General features: G+C 60.2%; 13 protein-coding genes and 1 pseudogene. 7 read left to right on the plus strand and 7 right to left on the minus strand.

Annotated features, from left to right (window positions below; translation table 11 throughout):
- Positions 1-38: 38 nt before the first annotated feature.
- Genes Q0M35_RS06055 through Q0M35_RS06065 form a run of 3 tightly spaced genes read left to right on the plus strand, consistent with a single transcriptional unit; the run spans position 39 to position 1,496 of the window.
- Positions 39-806, plus strand: coding sequence for a heme ABC transporter permease (locus tag Q0M35_RS06055; RefSeq protein ID WP_295313322.1), 768 nt, complete (start codon positions 39-41; stop codon positions 804-806).
- Entirely contained in the window at positions 803-961 is a 159-nt protein-coding gene (gene ccmD, locus Q0M35_RS06060) for a heme exporter protein CcmD (protein ID WP_295313323.1), read from the plus strand. Before Q0M35_RS06055 ends, ccmD begins: the two co-directional genes overlap by 4 nt.
- Positions 962-977: 16 nt before the next feature.
- A complete protein-coding gene (locus Q0M35_RS06065) occupies positions 978-1,496 on the plus strand; it encodes a DsbE family thiol:disulfide interchange protein (RefSeq protein WP_295313334.1) in 519 nt (172 codons plus the stop codon).
- Positions 1,497-1,918: 422 nt separating this feature from the next.
- Here Q0M35_RS06065 and Q0M35_RS18545 read toward each other — a convergent pair.
- A pseudogene (locus Q0M35_RS18545) lies at positions 1,919-2,008 on the minus strand (signal transduction protein); the annotation flags it as partial.
- Positions 2,009-2,227: 219 nt separating this feature from the next.
- Positions 2,228-4,996: an aconitate hydratase AcnA gene (gene acnA / locus Q0M35_RS06070; RefSeq protein ID WP_295313324.1), complete on the minus strand. Its 2,769-nt coding sequence runs from the start codon at positions 4,994-4,996 to the stop codon at positions 2,228-2,230.
- A 229-nt stretch (positions 4,997-5,225) separates the two neighbouring features.
- On the opposite strand from acnA, the gene Q0M35_RS06075 reads away from it, so the two are divergent.
- A complete protein-coding gene (locus tag Q0M35_RS06075; RefSeq protein ID WP_295313325.1) occupies positions 5,226-5,921 on the plus strand; it encodes a thioredoxin family protein in 696 nt (231 codons plus the stop codon).
- Positions 5,922-6,214: 293 nt separating this feature from the next.
- Here the strand turns inward: Q0M35_RS06075 and Q0M35_RS06080 are convergent, their stop codons facing one another.
- The 4 genes from Q0M35_RS06080 to purB form a co-directional block, all read right to left on the minus strand.
- Positions 6,215-7,276, minus strand: coding sequence for a FliG C-terminal domain-containing protein (locus tag Q0M35_RS06080; RefSeq protein WP_295313335.1), 1,062 nt, complete (start codon positions 7,274-7,276; stop codon positions 6,215-6,217).
- 70 nt (positions 7,277-7,346) lie between these two features.
- Complete coding sequence (locus Q0M35_RS06085; RefSeq protein WP_295313326.1) at positions 7,347-7,865, minus strand: hypothetical protein; 519 nt, start codon at positions 7,863-7,865, stop codon at positions 7,347-7,349.
- Between the two features lie 108 nt (positions 7,866-7,973).
- Entirely contained in the window at positions 7,974-8,132 is a 159-nt protein-coding gene (locus Q0M35_RS06090) for a hypothetical protein (protein ID WP_295313327.1), read from the minus strand.
- 94 nt (positions 8,133-8,226) lie between these two features.
- Entirely contained in the window at positions 8,227-9,537 is a 1,311-nt protein-coding gene (purB, locus tag Q0M35_RS06095; protein WP_295313328.1) for an adenylosuccinate lyase, read from the minus strand.
- Positions 9,538-9,780: 243 nt separating this feature from the next.
- Between purB and Q0M35_RS06100 the strand changes: the two genes are divergently transcribed.
- Entirely contained in the window at positions 9,781-10,188 is a 408-nt protein-coding gene (locus Q0M35_RS06100) for a DUF6314 family protein (protein WP_295313329.1), read from the plus strand.
- Between the two features lie 75 nt (positions 10,189-10,263).
- Positions 10,264-10,869 carry a biotin transporter BioY gene (locus Q0M35_RS06105; RefSeq protein ID WP_295313330.1) on the plus strand — a complete coding sequence of 202 codons (606 nt, stop codon included), beginning with the start codon at positions 10,264-10,266 and terminating at the stop codon, positions 10,867-10,869.
- A 116-nt stretch (positions 10,870-10,985) separates the two neighbouring features.
- Here the strand turns inward: Q0M35_RS06105 and Q0M35_RS06110 are convergent, their stop codons facing one another.
- The gene (locus Q0M35_RS06110; protein WP_295313331.1) at positions 10,986-12,200 is read right to left on the minus strand and encodes a bifunctional alpha/beta hydrolase/OsmC family protein; all 1,215 of its coding nucleotides are present in this window, start codon (positions 12,198-12,200) and stop codon (positions 10,986-10,988) included.
- Between the two features lie 483 nt (positions 12,201-12,683).
- Between Q0M35_RS06110 and Q0M35_RS06115 the strand changes: the two genes are divergently transcribed.
- Positions 12,684-13,067 (plus strand): hypothetical protein (locus Q0M35_RS06115; RefSeq protein ID WP_295313332.1); only part of this gene is annotated, 384 nt, incomplete at its 3' end.

Here is a 13,067-nt window from a genome sequence, read left to right on the forward strand (position 1 = left end):
CCATTGAGCAGGCCCGGTCAAGCAGGTAGAACCCGGCCATGTCTGTGAGCGGAGATAAACCGGCGCCCGTGCGCCCGCAGGGCTTCTGGAGCTACGCCAACCCGGTGAAGTTTCTGGGCTTCAGTGAGCGTATTCTGCCGGCACTCTGGTGGCTCTCCGGCATCTGCCTTGCGGTGGGTCTCATCTGGGGGTTTTTCTTTACACCTGACGATTTCCGCCAGGGCTCGACGGTTAAAATCATCTATCTGCACGTGCCCTCGGCGCTTATGGCGATCAACGCCTGGTTTATGATGCTGGTGGCCTCGCTCGTCTGGCTCATCCGCCGCCATCACGTGAGTGCGCTCGCCGCGCGTGCGGCTGCCCCCGTTGGTGTCGTCATGACCGTTATTGCACTCGTGACCGGCGCCATCTGGGGCCAGCCGATGTGGGGCACCTGGTGGGCCTGGGATCCGCGGCTGACCTCCTTTCTGATCCTGTTTTTGTTCTATCTTGGCTACATTGCCCTCTGGGAAGCGGTTGACGATCCGGACACCGCCGCCGATCTCACGTCGGTTCTCTGTCTTGTGGGTTCGGTCTTTGCGGTGCTCTCACGCTATGCTGTTAACTTCTGGAACCAGGGCCTGCACCAGGGCGCATCGCTCAGCCTCGACAAAGAGGAAAACGTGGCGGATGTCTTTTACCAGCCTCTGCTGGTGGCGATTGCCGGGTTCGTTCTGCTGTTTCTCGCGCTCGTTTTTTACCGCACCGGCACCGAGATCCGGTTGCGCCGCACCCGCGCGCTGCTGGCGAGACAAAGGCGGGCATGATGCCGGATCTTGGCAAATACGCGGATGCGGTGCTCTCGGCTTATGGCGCGTCGCTCGTGCTGCTGGCGCTGCTGGTTTATTTCACGCTGCGCCGGGGCCGCAAAGCGCGCGCAGCACTGGATGAGGCCGAACGCGGGGAAAAGCGCCGTGGCTAAGAAAATATCACCCCTGATGATTGCGCCGCCGCTGATCTTTGCCGGGTTTGTGATCCTTGCCGGCATTGGCATGTTTACCACCGACAGCCAGAACCTGCCCTCTGCGCTGATCGGACAACCCGCGCCGCCGGTCACTGAAACGGCCCTGGCGGATTTTACCCCGGTCACACCGGAGGCAATGGCAACCGGGCAGGTGACGCTTGTCAACTTCTGGGCCAGCTGGTGCCCTCCCTGTCGTGCCGAACACCCCAAACTGCTGGAAATGCAGGCCAGTGGCATGCCGATCATCGGGGTTAACTTCCGTGACAAGGAAGGGCCCGCCACGAGCTATCTCAAAGATGACGGCAACCCGTTTGCCGCCGTGGCATTTGACCCTCAGGGCCGCACCGCCATCGACTGGGGCGTGACGGCACCGCCTGAGACCTTTATTCTGGACGCCGACGGCAATATCCTGTTTCGCTTCGCCGGCCCGCTGGTAGGAAGCGATTTTGAGCAGCGTTTCCTGCCCCAACTGGAAAAAGCCTTAGACAAATAAGACGGCTGTCCGTCTGAAATCGTCCCGGCCTGATGCTGTGAAGTTTTGCAGCACGCGCTGACCGGCAGCAGCGGTCGGCCTGAACGGCGCCAACGACCATCACCATGATCACCGACTGGAGCGCACTGCCGCCACCGATCAGAAACGGTGACCGGTCCCTTGTGACCGTGGCTGTCGCAACAGATTTCATCTGATACATCAGACGCGGCGAGGTGTAGTTCATCCGCAACCGGCAGGCGGCGGAAGCGTACGTTGGACATAATCCGTAACCGGTCAACCATGTCATCGGTCTCGCGGGCCAGGCGGGGATTGTCGGTCATGATATCGGACCGCTTCGTCGTTTTCGCATCCTGCCCTTTGCCGACGAGCTTGTTCATCACGTCACGTTCTGCAACCACGCCAATGACTTTTTCGTCTTTTTCAATAAAGATCACAGACCCGGAGTTTCTTTCTGACATTGCGGATACTGCATCGAAAACAGTTGTCTGTGGCGGGCGTGTCAGCGGCTTCATCTTTGATTTTTATTCCGGACGGTCGATCAGATGGCCTCCGGGTCGCTCCGCTCTCTCTGGCATGGTTTTACGTTTTTCATTTCTTTTCCGACACACAGAGCATTTTCGTTCAGACCGGGGGAGCGGCTGGATTGTGCGTCCCAGTAGCCTCTGAAAAAATAAGCCCCCGGTGGTGTCATCGGAGGCTCAGTCGTTCTCTTAAACGGGCGGCAGAGCCGGTCAGGCAGCCTTCGCCAGATTGCGCAACACATAGTGCAGCACGCCGCCGTGTTCGATGTACTCGATTTCGATCGCGGTATCGATCCGGCACTTCAGCGTGATCTCTTTGGTGCTGCCATCGCCCATCCTGATCGTGCAGGGCACTTCCTGCAGCGGTTTGATGGTGTCGAGACCGGAGATTGACACGGTTTCATCGCCGGTCAGACCGAGCGATTTTCGCGTGTCGCCCCCGGTGAACTCAAAGGGAATGACCCCCATGCCCACCAGGTTGGACCGGTGAATACGCTCAAAGCTCTCCGCAATCACCGCCCTGACGCCCAGCAGGGCCGTGCCCTTGGCCGCCCAGTCGCGGCTTGAGCCCGCGCCATACTGCTCGCCACCGAAGATCACCAGTGGCGTGCCGGCCTCCTGGTACGCCATGGCGGCATCATAGATCGAGGTCTGCTGCCCGTCCGGACCTTTGGTATAGCCACCTTCAACCCCGTCGAGCATCTCGTTTTTGATGCGGATGTTGGCGAATGTGCCACGCATCATTACCTCGTGGTTGCCCCGGCGCGAGCCGTAGGAGTTGAACTCGCGCTGCGGCACCTGACGCTCGATCAGATACTGACCTGCAGGCGTAGTGTCCTTGAACGAGCCCGCTGGAGAGATGTGGTCGGTGGTGATCATATCGCCGAGGATCGCCAGCACACTCGCGTTCTCGATGTTGGTGATCACGCCGGGCTCTTTACCCATGTCTTTGAAATAAGGCGGGTTCTGCACATAGGTCGAGGTCGGCGGCCAGTTGTAGGTCTTGCTGTCAGTGGTCTGGACACCGCGCCATTTGTCGTCGCCCTTGAAGACATCGGCGTATTTCTCCTGGAAAGAGGCGCGCGTTACAGTTTCTTCTACCAGATCGGCGATTTCTTTGGATGTGGGCCAGATATCTTTGAGATAGACGTCATTGCCATCCTGATCCTGACCCAGCGGGTCTTTGGCGATGTCGATGTTCATGTCACCGGCCAGCGCGTAGGCTACAACGAGCGGCGGGGAAGCGAGATAGTTGGCGCGCACGTCCGGGCTGATCCGGCCCTCGAAATTGCGGTTGCCGGAGAGGACCGATGTGGCAATGAGATCACCTTCGGTAATCGCCTCCGACAGCTCTTTCTGGATCGGACCTGAGTTGCCGATGCAGGTGGTGCAGCCGTATCCCACAAGGTTGAATCCGATGGCATCCAGATCGTCCTGCAATTCCGCAGCTTCCAGATAGGCCGAAACCACCTGGCTGCCCGGGGCAAGCGATGTTTTGACCCAGGGCTTGCGCGTAAGGCCACGCTCGCGGGCTTTGCGGGCCACAAGACCCGCGCCGATCATCACGTAGGGGTTTGAGGTATTGGTGCAGGAGGTGATCGAGGCGATCACAATCGAGCCGTCGTGCAGTTTGTAATTCTCCCCCTTTACGGAAGCCACATTGTGATGACCGATGTCGCCGGGAATGTGGTGAGGTGCCGGGGCGCCGCCCTCTGCTGTCATTTCTTCCTGCTCGCTTTCGCGGGCCGCAGGTTCGGGGCGCTGGCCTTTGACATAAGCACCGAAAGCGGAGGCCGCCTCGGTGAGCGCGATGTAATCCTGCGGGCGTTTCGGACCGGAGATCGCCGGTACGATGGTGCTCATGTCGAGGCGCAGCGTGTCAGAATAGACGGGCGCATAGCTCTCATCGCGCCACATCCCGTTGGCTTTCGCATAGGCCTCCACCAGCGCCACGCGGTCCTTGTCACGCCCGGTGTTGGTCAGATAGCGCAGCGTCTCTTTGTCGATCGGGAAGAAGCCACAGGTGGCCCCGTATTCCGGCGCCATATTGGCGATGGTCGCACGATCGGCGAGCGGCAGGCGGTCGAGACCTTCGCCGAAGAATTCCACAAACTTGCTCACCACGCCCTTTTCGCGCAGCATCTCGACAACCTTCAGGACCAGGTCGGTGCCGGTTGTGCCTTCCATCATGGTGCCTGTCAGCTCAAAACCGACCACTTCGGGGATCAGCATGGAAATCGGCTGGCCCAGCATCGCGGCCTCGGCTTCGATGCCGCCCACGCCCCAGCCCAGAACTGCCGCACCATTGACCATCGTGGTGTGGCTGTCGGTGCCGACGAGTGTGTCGGGATATGCCACTTCTTTGCCGTCCTGATCGGTGTCCGTCCAGACCGTCTGCGCCAGATATTCGAGGTTTACCTGGTGGCAGATGCCTGTACCGGGCGGCACCACGCGGAAGTTGTTAAAGGCCTTCTGACCCCACTTGAGGAAGGTATAGCGCTCCATGTTGCGTTCGTATTCGCGGTCCACGTTCATCTGAAAGGCGCGCGGGTTGCCGAACTCGTCGATCATCACCGAGTGGTCAATGACCAGATCCACGGGGTTGAGCGGGTTGATCTTTTCCGCATCACCGCCAAGGCTGATGATCGCGTCGCGCATCGCGGCCAGATCAACGACCGCCGGCACACCGGTGAAGTCCTGCAGCAGCACCCGGGCAGGGCGATAGGCGATCTCGCGCGGGTTTTTCCCGCCCTTCTCAGCCCATTCCGCAAAGGCGCGGATATCGTCGGTGGTGACCGTTTTTCCATCTTCAAAGCGCAGCATGTTCTCCAGTACGACCTTGAGCGCTGCCGGAAGCTTTGAGAAATCACCCAATCCTGCGGCTGTCGCCGCCTCGATTGAGTAATAATCGACGCTCTGCGCGCCGGATGTCAGGGTTTTACGGGTGTCAGAACTGTCGTGACCAACGGTAATGGGCATAATGTGCTCCCTCGGGATGAAGTCGGATGATCAGTGGATTACCTGCTGAATGCCTTAAGGAGGGGGGCAGTTCAACTCAATTCCGCACCGACGGGGGAAAATGTATACCATTGTGTACCGGATGAGCTCACGTAATTTGCAGCCGCTCTCAAGAAACGTTGATTGGTCATTACAGCGCGGTCTGTTTAAGTGGACAACAGGGGCAAGCTGCACCTTCCGGGGGAATCACATGCGACGACTGATGCAGGCATTTTTCGCCGGCGCACTTTTTATCTCACCGCTCTGGGCGCAGAACGCACCTGTTGTGGTCGAGCTTTACACCTCTCAGGGCTGTTCTTCCTGCCCGCCTGCGGATGATCTTTTTCATCAGATCGCGGGTCGTGATGACATCATCGCGCTCGCGCTGCATGTTGATTACTGGGACTATATCGGGTGGAAAGATCAGTTCGCCGATCCGCGCAATGCGCAGCGACAGCGGGCCTATGCCACTGCGGCAGGACGCCGGTCGATTTATACGCCTGAGATGATTGTGAACGGCCTGACCGACATTGTCGGGGCCAAACCGATGCAGCTCTCCGAGGCGATCGCCGCGCAAAAAGCACGACCGGCAGCAGTTCTTGTGTCGTTGCGCCGCAGCGGTGAGAGCGTGCAGATCACAGCCGAGGCAAAGCAGGCGGCACCAGGTGCTATGGTCGTTCAGATGGTCCGTTATGTGCCGGAACGTGAGGCCGACATTACCCGTGGCGAAAATGCCGGTCGCAAAATTATCTATTCGAATGTGACGCAGGACTGGAAAATTCTGGGAGAATGGGACGGGCGCGCGCCTCTGGATATCGAAGCATCCGCACCGGGTTCCGAAGCCGTGGTCGTGCTGATCCAGGAAAAAGGCATGGGGCCGATTGTCGGCGCGGCACAGTTGCGCTGATCTGCCCGGAACGCGTCTGCGGTTTTTCTGACGACAGGTGCGGATTGTCCCTGCCATACAGGAAGTCCGGGGTCACCAAAGCTTCGCGCGGGCCAGATTATCACAATCTGAATGTGGATCAGGCATCGGACCCGGTTACCATTCCAGGCCTGATCTCGTACGGGTAATCTTATGGTATTCCACAGGATGAAGCGATGCAGCGATGAGCCCCTCCGGCACTGTAACGAATAACCAGGCCGGTCTTTTTCCTGCGCACACCTGTGTCTTTTCTCACCATGCCTGCGGCGAGGGCCTCAGCCGCCGTCTTCATCATCGACAATCAGCAGAAGCTCGCCGCTGGCCTCCATTTCGCGGATAGACTGTACGATCGTCGCAGTCGCCTCTTCCATATCGGAGGTCTTTACGCTCTCTCGCTCTTCCACCTCTTCGCGCAGCTGATCGGCCATGCGCCCCGACATGTTTTCGAGGATAAAGTCGGCCGATTTCTGAACCCCTGCGGCACCGGCTCCGGCGAGCGCGGTGATCAGCATGTCCTGGTCGAGACCGCGAACGACGCGGGGGATGTCGCGTGCGGCAATCCGCTGCGGGATATTGCCGAAGGTAAAGATCGCGCGGCGCACCATCTCCGCAAAACCGGCGTCTGTCTCATCGAGGCCTTCGAGCACATCATCGCGGGTCGTCGTAGTCGTGGAATTCAGGATGGCACCCACGCGCTCGACCGGACCGCTGTCAAAGGCTCCGACAGGCTCCGCATCAAGCTGAGCAGCAAGCGACAGACCGATCCTGTCCACGGCATCCGGTGTGACCGAGCTGGTCAGGGACACGGCATAAGTGATGCGCCGCGCCTCGGGTCCGGGCAGCTTCCCGAGCAGTTCAGCGGCGCGTTTCACATCAATTTTAGACAATAAAACCGCGGCAACTTCGGTGCTTTCGTTCTGAAGAACCGGCAGCAGCTTCTCGGTGCCAAGCTGTCGCAGCCGTTCCCAGGGGTCGCCGTATTCGCGCACGCCTGCCTCTTTGCGCAGCCGCGCAGCGGTCTGTCTGGAAATCCGGCCATCAAGCGCATCCAGCGCACCGGCGATACCTCCCGGAAAGGACAGACCGATGCTCTCCAGCTCTCCGGCAAACTCACCGATCACATCAGAAAGGGTGTCGCGATCCACAAAGCGCATGGAACCCATTTGTTGTGTGAGCTGCGCCTGAAGGTTCTCCGGCAGATCCTCAAGCGGAATATCGGCGCCTTCGTTGAGCAGGAGCCGCACCACAACGGCCGCTTTTGCGCGGCGGCTCAGCTTTGCCGGTGCGCCGGTGCTGGCTCCGCCCGGCAGTGCCGGGAAGGAGGTCATAGGTACCATATCGTTCATCATTACCCGCCTTTAACATCTCAGGTTAATTTGGCAGCTAAAGGTTAAGATTTGGCTGAAGTCAGTAGTTATAAGTTGCTCCGGTCGCGATTGCATTGCGCAGCGAGGTCTCAGACCAGGTGCCGTGGCCTCCGTGCCGGCGGATAGCCTGCAATTGTGCGATGGCACCGGTCACCTGACCCTGTTCAACAAGACCCTGACCCATATAAGATCGTGCCATAATATTTGCGGGATCACGCTCAATCGCTTCCTGATAGAACACCATGGCCAGATCGGTGTTGCCCAGTTTGCGGTGTGTAAACCCCATATAAGTGAGCCGGCCCGGGTCCTGCGGATCCATTGCATCCAGAACCTTCTGCGCATCGTGGTAACGTCCGGTCCAGGCCAGATGCCGCACGGTTGTATAAAGCTGATCCCGGTCGAGGCTGCTTTCTTTGGCGTCAACGCATTTGCCGGATTTTTCATCGAAGACCTGCGCACCTTTGCAGTCAGTGGCAGGGCGGGCGGGGGGCTTATCATCGCCGCCGTCGGCAAAAGCGATGCTGGGCAAGGCAAGGGCCGCAGCCAGAAGGATTCTCATACCAGTTTGCTCCCCGTTACAGGTACTGCGAGAGATGGCGCGCCGCCGGAATAAGTAAAGGCGCACTGCAGCAGCGCGCCTTTACAATTTGCAGTCTTGTCTGTGTGCTCAGCTGTTGACGCTGACCACGCATTTTCCGGCTTCACTGTCATAGACGGTGCCGTCAGCGCAGGACATAACCTGACGCTCGTAGTTGCAGCCCGCTGCGAAAGCGATAACCGGTGCCAGAGAAAGCGCCACAGCGGCGGCCAAAGTTCTGATCGTCATTGCGGTACTCCTGAAGTTCATGAATGCTCTCCATGGTAGCATCGCCTGACCCTGGGTCAACAAAAATGCGGATGCATCCTGTCGCCCGACCCACCTATGCCTCTTCTTTGAACACCCGGGCGAAGATCGTATCGACGTGTTTGGTGTGATACCCCAGATCAAACTTCTCTTCGATTTCCGCAGGGCTCAGCGCCGCGGTCACATCTGCATCGGCCAGCAGTTCGGTTTTGAAATCGCAGCCCTCTTCCCAAACCTTCATGGCGTTGCGCTGCACCAGTTTATAGGCGTCCTCGCGGCTCACACCGGCCTGTGTCAGCGCCAGCAGCACCCGCTGGCTCATCACGAGGCCGCGAAATTTGTTCATGTTGGCCAGCATGTTGTCGGGATAGATTACCAGCTTGTCGATCACCTGGGTCAGCCGCGCCAGCGCGAAATCCAGCGTGATCGTTGTGTCAGGCCCGATATTGCGCTCCACGGAACTGTGCGAGATGTCGCGCTCATGCCAGAGCGCCACATTCTCCATTGCCGGCACCACGGCCATGCGGACCAGCCGCGCGAGCCCGGTCAGGTTTTCGGTCAGCACCGGATTACGCTTGTGCGGCATGGCAGAAGAGCCTTTCTGGCCGGCAGAGAAAAATTCCTCCGCCTCCAGCACTTCGGTGCGCTGCATATGGCGGATTTCGGTCGCGATGTTCTCGATTGAGCTGCCAACCACACCGAGGGCCGCAAAGAACGCCGCGTGCCGGTCGCGGGGGATGACCTGGGTGCTGATCGGCTCGGGCTCGAGGCCCAGTTTTTCACAGACATGCTCTTCGACGCGCGGATCAATATTAGCGAAGGTCCCGACAGCGCCTGAAATCGCGCCGGTGGCAATTTCATATCGCGCCTTTTCCAACCGGTTCAGGTTGCGGTCCATCTCTGCGTAGAATCGCGCAAAGGTCAGGCCCATGGTTGTGGGTTCTGCGTGGATGCCGTGACTGCGCCCGATGCGCACTGTGTCTTTGTGCTCAAGCGCGCGGCGTTTGAGGGCAGCCAGAAGCGCTTTCACATCCGCAATCAGGATATCGGACGCGCGGACAAGCTGCACGTTGAAACAGGTATCCAGTACGTCAGAGGAGGTCATTCCCTGATGCACGAAGCGTGCCTGATCGCTGCCGATATGCTCGGCCAGATGCGTGAGAAAGGCGATCACATCGTGTTTCGTGACCGCCTCGATCTCGTCGATGCGCGCCACGTCGAACGTAACGTCTTTCGCTTTCCACACGGCGTCGGCGTTTTCGCGCGGGATCACGCCCAGATCGGCCATCGCGTCACAGGCATGCGCCTCGATCTCATACCAGATACGGAACTTCGTATCCGGGCTCCAGATAGCAACCATTTCAGGGCGGGAATAGCGGGGAATCATCTGGGCGGTCCTTATTTGCGATTGCGTCCGGGTTCAGGCGGCTCATAAACTGCCGCACAGGGCATCACAAGCCAGGAGCGGAAAATGCAATACGCGTCATATCCCGCACCGGGCTTCCTGCCGGACAGGCGGTTGCGGGCGAGGGAGGTCGGATGACCGGGACACGGATCATCAAAGCTCTGACGGGGCGCGGGGTATGCGGCGGGCTGCCCGGACAGAATCCCGCCTGGCGGGGAGTGGTCTGTGACACCTGAAGCCCGCGTGCTGGCAGATTTCGCGGGCGACTGGCGGCTGATTAAAACCGTGGCGCAGGCCGACGGTACGCGGGGCAGTTTTGACGGTACCGCGTCCTGGTATCCGGTGGGCACGGGCGCTGACTACAGTGAAGAGGGCCGGATGACGCTTGGTGACGCGGCGCCCTTTCATGCGACGCGGCGGTACAAATGGTCCCGGGCGCTTGAGATTTCTTTCGATGATGGCCGGTTTTTCCACCAGGTCCCCGCCCTCGGCGGAGCAGCGACCCACTGGTGTGCTCCGGACCGGTATGACGTGGTCTATGACTTTTCGGCCTGGCCTGAATTTACAGTGTCCTGGCGGGTAAAGGGGCCGCGCAAGGATTACACCCTGCAGTGCCAGTACAGACGGCCCTGACGACTGAACCCTTGCACAGGCGCTGCAGGTGCGGCATTCAGAGAGATAAGTATTCGCAACAGGAGACAGATTTCCATGCAACTGACCGCTTCTCACTCCGTGCTGGCAGAGATAACCGGGCCGCAAACCGGTGCGGCACGCCGGGTCAAACAGGCCGTTCTGGTCGTCGCGGGGATCGCGCTTCTGGCCGTGGCAGCCAACATCAAAGTGCCGGTGCCCGGCTCGCCTGTCGCGATGAACATGGGCACCTTTGCAGTGCTGACCATCGGGGCGGCCTATGGCGCGCGGCTCGGGCTGGCCACGATCATGGGGTATATGATCATCGGCGCGCTCGGGTTTGATATCTTTCAGAGCTCGACGGCTGAGCTGAACGGTCTGGCTTATATGACGGGCAGCACCGGCGGCTATCTGCTGGGCTATGTGATTGCAACAGTGGCCCTCGGGGCGCTGGCGGCACGCGGCTGGGACCGGTCGGTGTTCCGGATGGCGCTGGCGATGCTGATCGGAAACGTGCTGCTTTATGTGCCCGGCCTTTTGTGGCTCGGCCAGCTTTACGGCTGGGACCAGCCGATCCTCCAGTGGGGTCTGACACCCTTCCTGCTCGGCGATGCGCTGAAGCTGGTGCTGGCGGCGGTGCTGCTGCCGGCAGTCTGGAAACTGGTGGGCAACGCGCGCGGCTGAACGCCACCGCAGAGCTGTTAAAACGCGAGGCGCAGCCCCCCGGGGCCGCGCCTCATTTATATGCCCGGGAGCGGTTGTGACGTGAGCCCGCGCCGGCGGGCGTCGGGTGCGGGCTGTCAGTCCGCAAGCTCGGTTATCACGGTCGAGCTGCGCTCAAGGGTCCGGTGCACCGGACATTTATCGGCAATTTCGAGCAGCCTTGCGCGCTGGTCCGCGCTCAGATCTCCGGTCACTGTGATGCGCCGGCGCCAGGTGTCTATCTTGTCGCCCACCGATGTTTTCGCATCCTGCGCATGCACCTTGTCATGCGAGACATCAACCGACACATGCCCGACCGGCCAGCCTTTCTGACGGGCATACATCCGCAGGGTCATCGTGGTGCAGGCACCCAGACCCGCCGAGAGCAGACCATAGGGCGACAGCCCCTTGTTGGTGCCGCCATAGGCCAGCGGTTCATCGGCAAGCAGATGATGCCCTTCGCCGGATACGATATCGGTGAGAAACCCGTCAGGATCCGCCTCCGACACCCGCACCACGCCTTCGGGGGCGCCGGGTGGCGGTGCAGGGCGTCTGAGATCGAGATAGCGTGCAGACCATGTGGCGATGACATCGGCCACATATTCGGCATCTCCGGCCCGCGATATCAGGTGGTCGGCAGTGTCGAGTGCGACAAAACTCTTGGGGTGTTTCGCACCGAGAAAAATCCGGCTGGCGTTATCGATGCTGACAATCTCGTCCCGCGGCGCGTGCATCACGAGCAGAGCTGCTTTCAAATCAGCGAGGGCATCATCCAGCGCTGCCTCTGATACATCTTCGACAAAGCCTTTGCCGATACGGAAGGGCCGCCCGCCCAGGGTCACCTCCGCGCTGCCTTGTGTGTGGATTTCGTCGAGGGCGTCGCTGAAATTATCAGTGACATGGCCGGGATTAAAAGGCGCGCCAATGGTCGCCACTGCTTTTATGTCCGGCATGCTGCCGGCGGCGCGGATCACCGCGGCCCCGCCCAGCGAATGGCCGATGATCAGTGAAGGGGCCATGCCACGACCGGCAAGGTATTCCTGAGCTGCGATCAGATCGTCTACATTCGACGTGAAAGACGTATTGGAAAACTCGCCGCCCGAATGTCCAAGACCGGTAAAATCAAAGCGCAGCACAGCAACGCCCGCGCCCGCCAGACGCGCCGCAATCCGACGGGCGGCGGGAATGTCTTTGCCGCAGGTAAAGCAATGCGCAAAGAGGGCGGTCGCCAGATGCGGACCATCGGGCAGATCAAGCCTTGCGGCAAGCTCTGTACCATCGTGTCCGGGAAAGGTGATGCGCTCTGTCGGCATGGAAAAGCTCCTGTCTTGCGGTCCCAGAGTGGGGGTGCCGGGCAACGCTGGCAAGACATGTGACAGGGACCTCACGGGGACGTGCACGGCATATGCACGGGGCAGGTCAGATCTTTGGCAATAAGCTCCGCGGGTCATCGTTTGCCGTGCGACAGCCGGTGGCGTCGGAGCAGAGCAGGGCGCGGACAGGTTCCGGGCAGCGCCGGGGTCTGGCGGGAGCAGGTCCGGGACAGCGCCGGGTGCGCGAAAGCATGCTCAGATGCGGGCAGGCGTTCCGTCTGCGCACATGTCGTCGGGTATAAACTGTCCTGTTTCAGGTGCCTTACCGGATGCTGTTGCCGTGATCCACCTGAGCGGGAAACCGCCAGTTGCACGCAATTTGCAGTTCGGATTTTGCGGTTTTGCAGCTTGTGCGTAATCTCTCAGATGCTTTGCGTCGGACCTGCAGGTGCCGCAGAGCACAGACACGGGAGGCGCCCGGAAATGCCCCGGAAAAAGCCAGAGACCGAGACGACATCCCGCGTTGCCGGGGACGATACTTCTGTGGAAATCGAAGACCTGCTGAGCAAAGGCAACTGGGAGCAACGGCTCGAAAAGGCCCGTTTACGCCGTGAGGAGATCCTTGCAGCGCGGGAAGAGCTGAGCCCGTCATCCGGTACGCAATCACCACTCTGCGCACCGGCGGGCGCCGGGATCGGGAGGAGCAGGGCAGGATCATCGCGCAGCAGACCAGAGCCTGCGCCGCTCGCGCAGGTGTCCGGAGCCCGGGCCCGGATCGTCACAGCACTTGCAGTTGCCCGGACGGGTGCCACGCAGATCACTGAGGCAACTTTGCAGAAACTGCACACGATCCGTGAGAGCCGTGGG

Source organism: Roseobacter sp. (assembly GCF_024639605.1).
GTDB lineage: Bacteria > Pseudomonadota > Alphaproteobacteria > Rhodobacterales > Rhodobacteraceae > Roseobacter.

Excerpts from the sequence above, each read along its gene's own strand:
- Q0M35_RS06055 (WP_295313322.1), top strand. The coding sequence starts at position 39 with ATGTCTGTGAGCGGAGATAAACCGGCGCCCGTGCGCCCGCAGGGCTTC.
- ccmD (WP_295313323.1), top strand. The coding sequence starts at position 803 with ATGATGCCGGATCTTGGCAAATACGCGGATGCGGTGCTCTCGGCTTAT.
- Q0M35_RS06065 (WP_295313334.1), top strand. The coding sequence starts at position 978 with ATGATTGCGCCGCCGCTGATCTTTGCCGGGTTTGTGATCCTTGCCGGC.
- acnA (WP_295313324.1), bottom strand. The coding sequence starts at position 4,996 with ATGCCCATTACCGTTGGTCACGACAGTTCTGACACCCGTAAAACCCTG.
- Q0M35_RS06075 (WP_295313325.1), top strand. The coding sequence starts at position 5,226 with ATGCGACGACTGATGCAGGCATTTTTCGCCGGCGCACTTTTTATCTCA.
- Q0M35_RS06080 (WP_295313335.1), bottom strand. The coding sequence starts at position 7,276 with ATGGTACCTATGACCTCCTTCCCGGCACTGCCGGGCGGAGCCAGCACC.
- Q0M35_RS06085 (WP_295313326.1), bottom strand. The coding sequence starts at position 7,865 with ATGAGAATCCTTCTGGCTGCGGCCCTTGCCTTGCCCAGCATCGCTTTT.
- Q0M35_RS06090 (WP_295313327.1), bottom strand. The coding sequence starts at position 8,132 with ATGACGATCAGAACTTTGGCCGCCGCTGTGGCGCTTTCTCTGGCACCG.
- purB (WP_295313328.1), bottom strand. The coding sequence starts at position 9,537 with ATGATTCCCCGCTATTCCCGCCCTGAAATGGTTGCTATCTGGAGCCCG.
- Q0M35_RS06105 (WP_295313330.1), top strand. The coding sequence starts at position 10,264 with ATGCAACTGACCGCTTCTCACTCCGTGCTGGCAGAGATAACCGGGCCG.
- Q0M35_RS06110 (WP_295313331.1), bottom strand. The coding sequence starts at position 12,200 with ATGCCGACAGAGCGCATCACCTTTCCCGGACACGATGGTACAGAGCTT.